We start from the raw sequence: 12653 nt of genomic DNA on the forward strand, positions 1-12653 counted from the left end.
CCTCATCCCGGCCGCCGTTCGGCGAGCAGCGACTCAAGATACCGTGCGACGAGGTCCACCTCCACGTTGACCTTCGAGCCCGCCGCGAGGGCGCCGAGGTTGGTCCGCGCGAGGGTCTCCGGGATCAACGCGACCTCGAAGGTCGTCCGATCGACGGCCGAGACGGTCAGGGAGACGCCGTTGAGGGCCACCGAGCCCTTCCGCGCGACGTATCCACGGATCTCCGGCACGAGCCGCACCCGCATCCGGTGGTCGTCCCCCCGCGCGCGGACCCGCGCCACGCCGGCGACGGCGTCGACGTGCCCCTGGACGAGGTGGCCCCCCAGGCGGTCCGACAGGCGCGCCGCCCGCTCGAGGTTGACGCGCGCCCCCGGGCGCACCCCGCCGAGCGTCGTGCGGTCGAGGGTCTCCTGCACCGCCGTGAACGCGAGGCGTCCCGGCTTGCGCTCGGTCACCGTCAGGCACACGCCGTCGATCGCCACGCTTTCCCCGTCGGCCATCTCGCGCGCGGGAAGGGTCGAGGCGATCACCAGGCGCAGGGAGCCGGAAGCCGGGCGGAGCTCGACGACCTCGCCGACGGTTTCGATCAGTCCCGTGAACATCGTCCCCTCAGCACGAGATCGGCGCCGATCGGGAAGCGCTCGACGTCGCGAAGCCGGAATCCCGACGCGGGATCGACCGCCCCGTCGATGTCCGCGAGGGGCGTCGTCCCGCCGACGCCGAGCAGCGACGTCGCGACGAAGAGGACGGCCCGGTCGGCGAGGCCGGCCTCGAGAAACGCCGCGTGCGTGCGCCCTCCCCCCTCGACGAGGACCGAGAGGGCGCCGGCGGCGGCGAGGTCGGCGAGGACGGCGCGCAGGTCGAGCGCGGGCCCCATCGGCACGACGACCGCCCGCGGGCCGAGCTCCGCCCGCGCCGACTCGACGTGGGAGTCGAGGACGTAGACCCGGGGCGGCGGTGCCGCCCCGTCCGCGGCGAACAGCCGCGCGGCCGGGTCGAGCCCGCCGCGGGGCGCGAGCACGCCGCGCAGGCGGGGGGCCGCGACCCCGGGAAGGCGGACCGTGAGCCTCGGGTCGTCGGCGCGGACCGTTCCCGCCCCCACGACGATCGCGTCGTGCAGCACACGAAGGCGGTGCGCGTAACGTCGCGACTCCGGAGAGGAGATCCACGCCGCACGCCCCCCCTTCGCCGCGATGCGCCCGTCGACGGTGACCGCCGCCTTGAGGGTCACCAGCGGCCGGCCGAGCCGCTGTCGGAGCAGGAACGCCGCGTTGAGCTCCTCGGCGGCGTCGGCGAGCGTGCCGCAGACCACCTCGATCCCGGCGGCGCGCAGGCGCGCGAGGCCGCGCCCGTCGACGAGCGGATTCGGATCGACGATCGCGGCGACGACGCGGCGGACCCCCGCGGCGACGAGCAGCTCCGCGCACGGAGGCGTCCGCCCCTGGTGCGCGCACGGCTCGAGGTTCACGTAAACCGTCGCCCCCCGCGCGCGCTCCCCCGCCTGCGCGACGGCGAGCGCCTCGGCGTGAGGCCCCCCCGCGCGCGCGTGAAACCCGCGGCCGACGACCTCGCCGTCGCGGACCACGACGCATCCGACGCTGGGATTCGGGCTCGTCGTCCCGCGGCCCAGCGCCGCGAGCGCGAGTGCCTGCTCCATCCCGGCCGCGTCGGAGGTGAGCAGGCTCACGCCGCCTCCGTCCCGCCGAGCAACCCGTCGAGGTACGCCTCGGGGTCGAAGGGGAGCAGGTCGTCCACCGTCTCGCCGACGCCCACGAAACGCACGGGCACGCCCAGCTGGCGATGGATCGCGAGCGCGACGCCCCCCTTGGCGGTGCCGTCGAGCTTGGTCAGCACGACGCCGGTCACCTTCGCCGCCCGGGTGAACTCGCGCGCCTGCGCGAGCCCGTTCTGCCCCGTCGTCGCGTCGACGACGAGCAACACGTCGTGCGGCGCGGCGTCCACCTCGCGCCCCGCCACGCGCGCCATCTTCTCGAGCTCGGCCATGAGGTTCGACTTGGTGTGGAGCCTTCCCGCGGTGTCGACGAGCACGACGTCGGTCCCGCGGTGCTTCGCCGCCCGGAGCGCGTCGAAGACCACGGCGGAGGGATCGGCTCCCTCGCGCTGCTTGACGACCTCGACGCCGGCCCGCTCCCCCCACCGCTCGAGCTGCTCGATCGCCGCCGCGCGGAACGTATCCGCCGCGACGACGGTGACGGTGCGCCCCTCGGCGCGCTCGCGCGCGGCGAGTTTCCCCACCGTCGTCGTCTTGCCCCCTCCGTTCACCCCGACCACGAAGACGACGCGCGGCCTTCCGGGCGCCGCGGGGGACGGGAGGGCGTCGGGAAGGGCGCGACGCAGGACGTCGCGGACGACCGCGCGCAGCCCCGCACCGTCGAGCGCCTGCGCGCGCGCGCGACGACGCGCCGTCTCGACCACTTCCCCCGCCAGCTGCGGCCCGAGGTCGGCCGCGATCAGGTTCGTCTCGAGGTCCTCGAGCGTCGTCTCGTCGACCTCGTGCCGCTGGAAGGTCGTGGCGAGCGCCTCGCCGATCGTCTCGCGCGTCTTCGTGAGACCGCGGACGAGGCGCTTGAGGACGTCGAACGCCATCGTCAGCGCATCAGCTTCAGGAGATCGTCCGCCTTCGCGGCGTTCTCCGAGCCGGGGGCGACCGCGAGGACCTTCTCGAGGTGCTTGCGCGCGTCCTCCGGCCGCTTCAGGCGGAAGTAGGCGAGGCCGAGGCGGTACTGGTAGGTACCGTCCTCGCGGTACTCGGGCGCGGCCACCTCGTACAGCCGGACCGCCTCCTCGAGCCGTCCGGTGCGGTCGAGCAGGGACGCGAGCTCGAAGTGCCCCTGATAGAACTTGGGATTGAACTCCACGGCGCGCCGCATCTCGGCCACCGCCTCGTCGTCCCGTCCCTGCGAGGCGAAGAGCAGGCCCAGATTGAGGTGGACCTTCTCGGGCGTGGGGTAGGTCGGATCGGCGAGCGCCTTGCGATAGGCCTCCTCCGCCTCGGCCTTGCGCCCGGCGCGATCGAGCACCGCGCCCAGGTTGTTGTTGGCGTCCGCGAGGTACGGGTCGAGCGCGAGCGCCTTCCGGAACGACTGCTCCGCCGCGGGAAGGCGCCCGGCCATGAAGCACAGCTGGCCGTGGAAGTTCCACACCGCCGCGTTCCCGGGGTTGTCGGCGGCGGCCTTCTCGGCGATCTCGATCGCCTCGGAAGTGCGTCCCGCCTTGAAATACGACTCCGCGAGCCCCATCTGCTTGCGCAGCTCGGCCCCCGGCTCCAGCTTGGCCGGCTTCGTCGCCGCGGACCCGCCGCCGCAGCCGGCGGCGAGAAGGCACGCCGCCGCCAGCACCGCCGCAACCCTCGATCGTCGTGCGATCACGTTCCGTCCCTCCCGAACCAGCGACCCAGGAAAGAGCGCTTCGGCGGCGGGGGCTCCAGCGGCGGCTCCACCGCCGGCTCCCTTCCGTCGAGCAGCGCCCGCGGGAACTCGTCCGCCATGCGGGCGGCGTACGCCTCGCCCACGAACGTCGCGGCGACGCGGACCGCCGCCGACATCTCCGGTCGACGCCCGCGCGTATTGTGCGAGTCCGAGGCGATGACGTGCACCAGCCGCTTGCGCATCAGCTCCTCGGAGAACTCCTGCGTCGACTCGCCGAAGTCGCCGAGCAGGCTTCCCGTGGTGATCTGTCCGAACGCGCCGAGGCGGATCATCTCCTCGTAGCGCCTCAGGTCGTCCTGGAACCAGCGGATCCGCTCGGGGTGCGCGAAGAGCACCTGCACCCCCGCGAGGCGCAGCTGGAAGACCACGTTCTCGACGTCGATCGCGTACTGCGACATCGAGAGCTCGAGGAGCAGCGTCCGGCCGTTGTCGCCCAGCGTCGGCGCGCGGCCGTCCTTGACCCGGGCGGGAAGCTCGTCGGCCAGGTGAACCTCCGCGCCCGGGAGCACCTCGAGCGGCACCGACTCGGCGGCGAGGCGCTCTCTGAGCCTGGCGACGCCGGAAAGGACGGCGTCGCGGTCGTTGAGATAGAACCCTTCGCGGCAGTGCGGCGTGGCGACGAGCGTGCGGATGCCGTCCGCGACCGCGATCTTCGCGAAGGCGACCGCCTCGTCCTCGGTGCGCACGCCGTCGTCGACGCCGGGGAGGATGTGCGTGTGCACGTCGATCATGGCCGGCGCTCCGCCTCGAACTCCCCGGTGAGCGGGCGCGTCATGAGGCGGCGCACCGCCTCCGCGGGGACGGCCGCGTCGTGGAGGATCCGGTGGACCTCCTCGACGATCGGCATCTCGACCCCGTGGCGGCGCGCGAGGGCCAGCGCGGACTCGCACGTCCTCACCCCTTCGGCGACGTGCCGCGTCGTGGCCAGAATGTCCTCGATCCGCTCCCCACGCGCGAGGGCGATCCCGACCTGCCGGTTGCGGGAAAGCGACCCGGTGCAGGTCAGGACGAGATCGCCCAGGCCGGCGAGCCCCGAGAAGGTCTCCGCGCGACCGCCCATCGCGACGCCCAGCCGGCGCATCTCGGCGATCCCCCGCGTCACGAGGGCGGCGAGCGCGTTGTGGCCGAGCCCGAGCCCCTCGACCACGCCGGCGGCGATGGCGATCACGTTCTTCAGCGCCCCCGCCACCTGCACGCCGACGACGTCGTCGTTGGTGTACAGGCGCAGGCCCCCGCCGGAGAGCGCCTCCTGAACCCGCGCCGCGATCGCCGCCTCCCGGGCGGCGGCGACGATCGCCGCGGCCCGGCCTCCCGCGACCTCCGCGGCGAACGACGGACCGGAGATCACCGCAAGCCGCTCCGGAGCGCCGAGCTCCTGCTCGGCGACGTCGGTCGGCAGGGCGAGCGTCTCCTCCTCGATCCCCTTCGAGGCGATCACCACGGGGCGCCCCCGATCGAGGCCGGGGGCGAGCGACCGGTAGACCGCCCGCGCAAATGGGGTGGGCACGACCAGGACGAGCGGACCCGCGACGCGCAGCGTCTCGGCGAGGTCGTCGGTGGGACGCACCGACGCGGGGACGTCGAAGCCGGGAAGGTAGGCGGGGTTGTCCCGACGCTCGCGCATCCGCGCGACGAGGTCGCTCTCGCGCATCCAGAGCAGCACGTCCCGCCCGAGGAGCCCCAGGTGCACGGCGAGCGCCGTCCCCCACGCACCTCCGCCGACGATCGTCACCGGTCCCGTCACTTCTTCGGACCTCCCCAGGGGCGTCCCCATCGAGGCTCCCGGCCGGAACGAAGCCGCTCGAGGTTCTCGCGGTGCCGTATGACGACGGCCACGGCGCAGACCGCGCCGCACATCACGACCGGGCGTGGGGATCGTAGCAGCAAAGCCCAGACGGGAAACGAGATCGCGGCGGCCAGCGAGGCGACCGAAACCCATCGGAGCGCCACCGCCGTGGCTGCGAAGACGCCCGCGGCCCCCGCCAGCGCCGCGGGGGCGAGGACCGCGAGCGCGCCGGCGCCGGTGGCGACCCCCTTGCCGCCGCGAAACCCCAGCCAGGGCGAGGCGACGTTCCCGGCGACGGCGCCGACGGCCGCGAGCGGGCCGCCGACCGCGGCCGCCACGGCTCCCTTGGCGGCGTCGAGGGCGAACGCCAGGATCCCGGCGCCCGTCCCCGCGACGCGGGCGACGTTGGTCGCGCCGGTCGCACCGCTCCCGTGGCGTCGTGGGTCGGCGGCGACGCGGCTCCTCGCGATCCAGACGCCGGTCGGAATCGATCCGAGGGCGTAGCCGGCGATCGCGGCGAGGACGCCGTCGATCACGCGGCCGCCCCGCCGAGCGGGAAGGTCGCGAGCGCCGTGTACCGCGCGCCGCCGGGGCCGAGGTCGCTCCGGAACAGCGTCAGCGACTCGATCCACGCGCGACCGAAGAACCACTCGCGTTCGGGAGGGCCGGACGCGCCGGCGCCGGCGGCCCGCGCGAGCGTGGCGTGCGGGCGGAAACCCCGCTCTTCCGGCGCGAACCCCGCGGCCCTCGCCTCGCGCTCGACCGCCGCCGCGAGGGCGCGCAGGCGCCCGCGGTCGGGATCTTCCGCCACTCCCACCCACAACACGCGGGGGCGCCGCGGGGAGGGAAAACACCCGAGCCCGGCGACCTCGAGGGAGATCGGGCCGGTCGCCGCGAGCGCCGCCCTCTCCCAGCGCGGCCCGAGCTCGGCCAGGCGCGCGTCCTCGACCTCGCCGAGGAATCGCACGGTCACGTGCACCCCCTCGGCACGCGTGAAGCGCCACCCCGGAAGGCGCGGCTCCAGCTCGCGCCGCGCCCTGCCGATCGCCTCCCGGACGTCGTGCGGCAGGTCGAGCGCGAGGAAAAGCCGCATCACGCCTCCCGCATCCGCCGGCGCAGGAGGTCGAGGGCGGCGAGGACCGAGCGACGCCGGATCAGGGCGCGGTCCCCGGGCCAGCGCAGCACGACGTGGGCGCCGCCCCCGGCGTCGGCGACGGCATGGTGCACGAGTCCGACCGGCTTTTCCGGGGTTCCCCCGGACGGGCCCGCGACGCCGGTGACGGCGACGCCGTAGTCGGCGCCGAGGCGCTCGCGGATCCCGGCGGCCATCGCGCGCGCGACCGCCTCGCTCACCGCCCCGTGCTCGTCGAGCACGGTTGCGTCCACGCCCACCATCCCGACCTTCACCTCGTTCGCGTACGCGACGACGCCGCCCCGGTACCACGCCGACGATCCGGGCACCGTCGTGAGCTCGGCGCCGAGAAGGCCGCCGGTGCACGACTCCGCCGTCGCCACGGTCCGGCCCAGCCCCGCCAGCGTCCCACCCACCACCGACGCCAGCGTCGCGTCGTCCTCGCCGAACAGGTCCGCGCCCAGCCGCCTGCGCATCTCCGCCTCGACCGGGGCGAGCCGCGCCCGGGCGGCCGACGCGTCGGGGCCTCGGGCCCGCAAGATCAGGTCGATCGCGCCGGATGCCGCGAGAATCGTCACCTCGACCCCGTCCGCGCCGTAGAGATCCCGCAGCTGCACGTCCACGCTCGATTCGGTGCGGCCGCCGACCCGAAGGACGCGACGGACGATCGTTCCCGCGCCGCGCGAGGCGACCTCCCGGGCCACGCTCCCCTCGAACATCGCCGTCATCTCCGCGGGGACTCCCGGCAGGGCGGCGACGAGCGCCGCTCCGACGGAGACGAACAGGCCGGGAGCCGACCCCACCGGATTGTCGATGAACCTCGCGCCGCGCGGCCGGTCGGCCTGCCGCTCCTGCTCCGGGCCCAAGGTCCGCCCGCGCGACGCGTACGCCGCGCGGAGCGCGGCGAGGCGTGCGTCGTCCCGCTCGAGCGGGACGCCGGCGGCCCGCGCGAGCGCCTCGCGCGTGCGGTCGTCCTCGGTGGGTCCGAGGCCGCCGGTGGCGACGACGACGTCGCACTCCGAGGCGAGCGCGACGAGCGCCGCCGCGATCGCCCCCTCGTCGTCGGCGACGAGCACGCGGATGCGGACCTCCGCCCCCAGGCGCTCGAGCCGCTCGGCGAGCCAGACGGCGTTCGTGTCGGGACGTCCCGGCCCCAGGAGTTCCGTTCCGACCGCGACGATCGCCGCCTTCACGGCTTCCCGGGAACGCGTACCCCGACGCGCGCGGCGAGATTCGGCGGCGCCACGATCCCGCCCGAGACGATCAGCTTGATCCCCTCCTCGACCGTGATGCCGAGGTCGTGGACGGACGACCCGGGGATCAGCGCGAGCCAGCCCGACGTCGGGTTGGGCGTCGTCGGGAAGAAGACGAAGATCATCTCCCGCTCCGCGTCCACGCCGCATCCCGCCAGCGACGTGGGCGTCTCGTTGGTGACGAACCCCACGGTCCACACCCCCAGCCGCGGGTACTCCGCCACCACGACGCGGGAGAAGCCGCCGGCGCCGCCGACGTTGAAGGCGTCGAGGAGCTGCCGGCTTCCCCCGTAGATGCTCTTCACGAGCGGGATCCGCAGGATCGCCTGCTCGGCCATCTCGAGCAGCCGCTTCCCGACCAGGTTCGCGGCGATCAAGCCGAACAGGTAGACGAGCAGGAAGGTGAGGACGATGCCGATCAGGGGCACCGCCACGCGCAGATACCAGCCGTCCAGCCCCTGGACGCCGGCCGCGCGGAGCACCGCGACGACCGTGGGGGTGACGTTGTCGCTGATGAGGCCGAAGAGCAGGCGCAGCAGCCACAGCGTGATGATCGCGGGGAGCAGGACGAGGATCCCGCGAAGGAGGTTGTGGCGCACGTGCGCCCAAGCGTCACCGATCACGGGCCGTTCTCCCCTCGGCGGCGGCCGAGGGGTGGGAGTGTAGCAGCCGCCGATCCCCTACTTCGGCGAGATCGTCGACGACGCCGTCACGGTGAATCGGCCGAACGGCGTCGCGTCGTCGGTGATCGTGAGCGGGCGGTGGAACTCGATCGTGCGCGAGACGGTCCCCTCGGACGTCGTGTAGTCGACGCGGACGCGGCTGTCGGAGAGCATCGTGATCGTCGGCGCGACGCTGTCGATCCCGGCGTCGGAAACCCGGAACGGCGCCATCCAGCGGGTCTGCAGGAACAGGCTCAGGTAGACCTGCCCGACGCCGGCCTCGTCCCGCCACCAGACCAGGAAGGGGCGGCCGGTGGAATCGAAGTCGATCGCGGGGTCGAGATCGTCGCCCGCCGTCGCCTCGGATTCGACCCAACCGAGCGGAAGCCACGACCGCGTCCCGGCGTCGAACCGGGACCAGGACAGGTCGAAGCCCACGCCGGTGAAGCGGCTCCACACCAGCCACGGCCTCGCCACCCCCACGGTCTGCTCCGCCACGACCGGCCAGAGATCCCCGTTGAGGTCTCCGTCGAGGTTCACGGGGTAGAGGTTCGGCCGGGAGGTGACCTTCGTCCAGATCCGGACGTTCTTCGCGGAGGAGCTCGCGAGGACCACCGTCCGAAGGTAGGCGCCCGACGCGTCGAGCTCCGCGGCCACCTCCGCGGCCGCGGGCGCGAGGGCAGCCGCCGTCACCACCGCCAGGGATCCCATCCAGACGCCGAGCCGTTTCATCGTGACTCCCTCCGGGAGCGCTCCACGTGTCGATCGAAGGCGTCCACCTCGGGGAAGCGCCGCTCGATCCGCGCGCGCAGGTGGCGCAGGCGGCCGAACGCGATCTTCTCGCGGGTGGGGTGTTGCGTTTCTCGCGCCGCCGTCCACCGGTGGAACGCGTTCAGGAACAGGATGTCGTGGTACGGCCCCGCCGGCATCGAAGCCAGGGCATCGGAGTCGTCGAGCAGGCGCGAGGCGCGGTCGTGCCGGCCTCGCGTGAGCCAGGCCTCCGCCTGCCGGGTCAGCGAGAGGGACGCCACGCGACGGAACCCCATCTCCCGGGCGCGCCGATGGGCCTGCTCGAGGGCCGCGATCCCCTCCTCGAACCGGTGCGTCTTCACGAGGCAGCCGCCGAGGTTGGTCCTCACGACCAGGCGCGGTTCCTCCTGCGCCGCTCCGAGCTCCTCGAAGAGCGCGTGCGATCGCTCGTAGTACGCCAGCGCGCGATCGGGGCTCGAGGGCTCGTGCAGGTTGCCGAGCGTGTTGAGGACGGAGGCCTGCGCGGCACGGTCCTCCTCCTCCGTCGCCAGGGCGAGACTCTCGCGGGCCAGAAGCTCCGCGAGGTAGAGGTCGTCGAGCTCGCGGTAGACGAACGAGAGCTGGAGCAACGTGCGGATCCGGGCGCGGCGCGGGATGCGCTCGCGCACCTTGAGGACCTCGCGCAGCTCCCGCTCGGTCATCGCGAGCTTGCCGAGCGATTTCAGGGCGGCCGCCAGGCGCCAGCGGGCCTCCGCGACCCGTTCGGCCGACTCGACGGTGGCGGACTCGGATTCCCCGACGGCGAGCTCCACGGCCCGCTCGAAGGCGGCGAACGCGCCGCCGTGTTCCCCGCGGGCGAACCGCTCCTCCCCGATCCGGAGCGCTTCCTCGTACCCGGCGTCCACCGGCTTGAGCGGCTCGTATTCCTCGAGGTCCAGGACGTCGCTGAACTGCTGGACGGAAACGTTGAAGATCCGTGCGAGCGCCCGGAGCTTCTCGAAGGACGGGAGCGCCTTCCCCTTCTCGAACCGGCTCAACTGGGAGTTGTCGATCGGCTCCCCGAGCGCGGCGGTTTTCTCCTCCACCTTGCGGAGCGTGTAGCCGTACCCTTCTCGCAGCCGGCGCAGGTACTCGCCGAGCCTGGGTGAGGGTCTCGGTTCGTCGCCGCGTTGCGTCTCCCAACTCCCGGTTCGGATCTGCCCCATCGTCCCCCCCGTGCCGACCCGTTAGTCCCCTCGGGCCGGTCGGATGAACGCTGCCTACGCCGCTGCGGACCGGGCGTCAAGGAGATTTCCGGGGTTTCGTTGCCGGGTGCGGACGCCGGGTCCGCGATTGCACGAGCCCCCCCACCCCCGTACACTCCTGCTTTCGGCGTAACACCGAAGTTGCGGAGGTTGCGTTGTCGCGGCTCAAGCTCGTCCGGGGGGTGCCCATGCCCCCGCTCTACGACCGGATCGGGTACGAGACCGCGCTCGAGGCGCTGGCGTTCCGCCGCCTGGCCGACTTCGACGTGGACGGGGCGCGGGCGGCCTTCGGCCGCCTCGTCGACCAGCTCGACCTGGCGCCCGGGAGGGCCAGGGGGCGCGAGGTGGTCCTGCTCCTGCACGACGTCCTTCAGCGCATCCATCGGCGGCTCCACCGTCCCCCCGATGCCGACCCCCAGTACCAGGTGACCCGCGTCGCGATGATCGAGCAGTTCGCGGCCCTCGAAGACCCGGAGGAGGCGCGGCGTGCCTTCCTCCCCACCGTGCACCGCCTGCTCGCCCCGTTGCGCACCCGACCCGCCGCCGCGCATCCCCTCGTCGAAAGGGCGCAGGCCTACATCGAGGACCACTACCAGGGGCGCGTCGGGCTCTCCGCCGTCGCCCGGCAGCTGCACGTCTCGGCGAACTACCTCTCCAGGCTCTTCCGCAAGGAGGCCGGGATGACGCTCACGGCGTACGTGCACCGCGTCCGCCTCGAGCACGCCCGGATGCTCCTCGCCGCCGGCGACCATACGATCTCGGAGATCGCCTACCTCGTCGGCTACCAGACCTACCGGGACTTCTACCGGAACTTCGTGAAGTACGAACGTTCCTCCCCGCGCCAGGCGCGGCGGCGGCTCGCCGATCCGCAGCCCGCTCCCCTGGCGGCGGCCGCCATCCCCGCCGAAGAGGAAGCCCAATGACGCCCAACCGCGCCCTCCCCGCGGTGCTCCTGCTCGCCTTCGCGCTCCCCGTCCTGGCCGAGGATCCCGGCACGGAAGTGCCCGCGTCCGTGCGCGTCGCGGAGATCGTGAAGCTGCGGGGCAAGGGGCCCGCCGCCGCCGAGCCGCTCCGCGCCGCGCTCGCCGATCCGCGCGAGGCGGTCCGGTCCGCCGCGGTCCAGACGATCGCGAACGAGCTCGGCGCCGCCGCCGTCCCCGACCTCCTCGCCAGGCTCGACGACACCGAGGAGTCGGTGGCCGTCAACGCGGCGCTGGCGCTCGTGACGATTCCCGGCGACGACGCCGCCGCCGCGACGCGCGCGGCGTTGACGAACGCGCGGGATCGCGTGCGCTCGCAGACCGCCGCGGCGCTGGGGGACCGGAGGGACGCGCGATTCGTCGCCGAGATCGGCGCGCTCACGGGCGATTCGATCGCCGCCGTGCGCGGGACCGCCGTCTCCGCGCTCCGCGCGATCGGGACGAAGGAGACGTTCCCGTTCCTGATGCAGGCGACCGCCGACGCCAGCGCGCAGACCGCCGCGGACGCCGTCGACGCGCTCGGCGTCCTCCGGGACCCGCGCGCCGCCGAACGGGTGGCTCGCCTGGCCGCGTCCGAATCGCCCCTCGTCCGCGCCGCGGTCGCGAGGACCCTCCCCGTGCTCGGCGGCGTCGGCTCCCACGGGCCGGTCGTGATGGGGCTGATCGGGGACGCGGACGAGACGGTCCGGATGTCGTTGCTTCAGAGCCTGCGCGACCATCCCGCCGCCGACCAGCTCCCGATCCTCGCCAAGGCGGCTTCCGACGCGTCCCCCGCGGTGCGACGCATGCTCGTCGCCGCGGCGCGCCAGAACCCCGCTCCCGCAGCGCTCGATCTGGTCGCGGCCCGGTTGAAGGACGCCGACGTGAAGGTCCGCGCGACCGCCGCCCTCGCCCTCGGGGCGGCCGGGGACAAGGCTCGGTTGAGCGCGGTCCGGTCGGTCGCGAAGGACCCCGACGCCTCCGTGCGGGCGGCGTGCGCCGAGTCGCTCGGCGAGCTGCGCGCCGCCGAGGGGCTCGGAACGCTCGAGTCCCTCGCGAAGGACGCCGACCCGACGGTGCGCTCGCGCGCGGTGAGCGCGGCGGGACGCGTCGGCGGGGAACAGGCGTTCGCCATCGTCGACCTCGGCCTGAAGGACAAGGAGGCGCTCGTGCGGCTCGAGGCCGTGCGCGCGCTCGGCACGCTGGGAGGTGCGCCGGCGCGCCAGCGCCTCGTCGCCGTCGCGAAGAAAGAGCAGATGCCGATCCGGCTCGCCGCGATCCAGACCCTGGGCGCCCTCAAGGACAAGGAAGCCCTTTCCGCCCTGCGCGAGCTCCAGAAGGACCCCGCGGAGGCGGTCCGCAGCGCCGCGCGGCGGGCGATCGAGGCGATCGGGGCGTAGGGCTGCCTGCGACTCCCG

Annotated in this window: 14 protein-coding genes; 2 read left to right on the forward strand and 12 right to left on the reverse strand. The window is 73.9% G+C overall.

All coding sequences use genetic code 11. The features are described from left to right. Nucleotides 1–2: 2 nt before the first annotated feature. The 12 genes from VF139_14195 to VF139_14250 are packed head-to-tail and all read right to left on the reverse strand — an operon-like array spanning nt 3 to nt 10237. The gene (locus tag VF139_14195) at nt 3–602 is read right to left on the reverse strand and encodes a riboflavin synthase (protein HEX6852543.1); all 600 of its coding nucleotides are present in this window, start codon (nt 600–602) and stop codon (nt 3–5) included. Beyond that, a complete protein-coding gene (gene ribD / locus VF139_14200; protein ID HEX6852544.1) occupies nt 587–1687 on the reverse strand; it encodes a bifunctional diaminohydroxyphosphoribosylaminopyrimidine deaminase/5-amino-6-(5-phosphoribosylamino)uracil reductase RibD in 1101 nt (366 codons plus the stop codon). Before ribD ends, VF139_14195 begins: the two co-directional genes overlap by 16 nt. Next, nucleotides 1684–2607: a signal recognition particle-docking protein FtsY gene (ftsY, locus tag VF139_14205; protein HEX6852545.1), complete on the reverse strand. Its 924-nt coding sequence runs from the start codon at nt 2605–2607 to the stop codon at nt 1684–1686. Before ftsY ends, ribD begins: the two co-directional genes overlap by 4 nt. Nucleotides 2608–2609: 2 nt before the next feature. After that, a complete protein-coding gene (locus tag VF139_14210) occupies nt 2610–3389 on the reverse strand; it encodes a tetratricopeptide repeat protein (GenBank protein HEX6852546.1) in 780 nt (259 codons plus the stop codon). Beyond that, nucleotides 3386–4180, reverse strand: coding sequence for a CpsB/CapC family capsule biosynthesis tyrosine phosphatase (locus VF139_14215; protein HEX6852547.1), 795 nt, complete (start codon nt 4178–4180; stop codon nt 3386–3388). The genes VF139_14210 and VF139_14215 overlap by 4 nt, the downstream gene beginning before the upstream one ends. After that, nucleotides 4177–5193, reverse strand: coding sequence for an NAD(P)H-dependent glycerol-3-phosphate dehydrogenase (locus VF139_14220; GenBank protein HEX6852548.1), 1017 nt, complete (start codon nt 5191–5193; stop codon nt 4177–4179). Before VF139_14220 ends, VF139_14215 begins: the two co-directional genes overlap by 4 nt. Next, nucleotides 5190–5771, reverse strand: coding sequence for a glycerol-3-phosphate acyltransferase (locus VF139_14225; GenBank protein ID HEX6852549.1), 582 nt, complete (start codon nt 5769–5771; stop codon nt 5190–5192). The genes VF139_14220 and VF139_14225 overlap by 4 nt, the downstream gene beginning before the upstream one ends. Continuing rightward, complete coding sequence (gene thpR, locus VF139_14230) at nt 5768–6328, reverse strand: RNA 2',3'-cyclic phosphodiesterase (GenBank protein HEX6852550.1); 561 nt, start codon at nt 6326–6328, stop codon at nt 5768–5770. The genes VF139_14225 and thpR overlap by 4 nt, the downstream gene beginning before the upstream one ends. Further along, the gene (locus tag VF139_14235; GenBank protein ID HEX6852551.1) at nt 6328–7560 is read right to left on the reverse strand and encodes a competence/damage-inducible protein A; all 1233 of its coding nucleotides are present in this window, start codon (nt 7558–7560) and stop codon (nt 6328–6330) included. Before VF139_14235 ends, thpR begins: the two co-directional genes overlap by 1 nt. Next, nucleotides 7557–8243 carry a DUF502 domain-containing protein gene (locus VF139_14240; protein ID HEX6852552.1) on the reverse strand — a complete coding sequence of 229 codons (687 nt, stop codon included), beginning with the start codon at nt 8241–8243 and terminating at the stop codon, nt 7557–7559. The genes VF139_14235 and VF139_14240 overlap by 4 nt, the downstream gene beginning before the upstream one ends. Before the next feature lie 57 nt (nt 8244–8300). Continuing rightward, complete coding sequence (locus VF139_14245; protein HEX6852553.1) at nt 8301–9014, reverse strand: hypothetical protein; 714 nt, start codon at nt 9012–9014, stop codon at nt 8301–8303. After that, on the reverse strand, nt 9011–10237 hold the full coding sequence (locus VF139_14250) for a helix-turn-helix domain-containing protein (protein HEX6852554.1): 1227 nt from the start codon (nt 10235–10237) through the stop codon (nt 9011–9013). Before VF139_14250 ends, VF139_14245 begins: the two co-directional genes overlap by 4 nt. 194 nt (nt 10238–10431) lie before the next feature. Here VF139_14250 and VF139_14255 point away from each other — a divergent pair, with 194 nt between their 5' ends. Further along, on the forward strand, nt 10432–11199 hold the full coding sequence (locus VF139_14255; GenBank protein ID HEX6852555.1) for an AraC family transcriptional regulator: 768 nt from the start codon (nt 10432–10434) through the stop codon (nt 11197–11199). Beyond that, nucleotides 11196–12635, forward strand: coding sequence for a HEAT repeat domain-containing protein (locus VF139_14260; GenBank protein HEX6852556.1), 1440 nt, complete (start codon nt 11196–11198; stop codon nt 12633–12635). The genes VF139_14255 and VF139_14260 overlap by 4 nt, the downstream gene beginning before the upstream one ends. Nucleotides 12636–12653 lie beyond the last annotated feature (18 nt).

This window comes from Candidatus Polarisedimenticolaceae bacterium (assembly GCA_036376135.1).
GTDB lineage: Bacteria > Acidobacteriota > Polarisedimenticolia > Polarisedimenticolales > DASRJG01 > DASVAW01.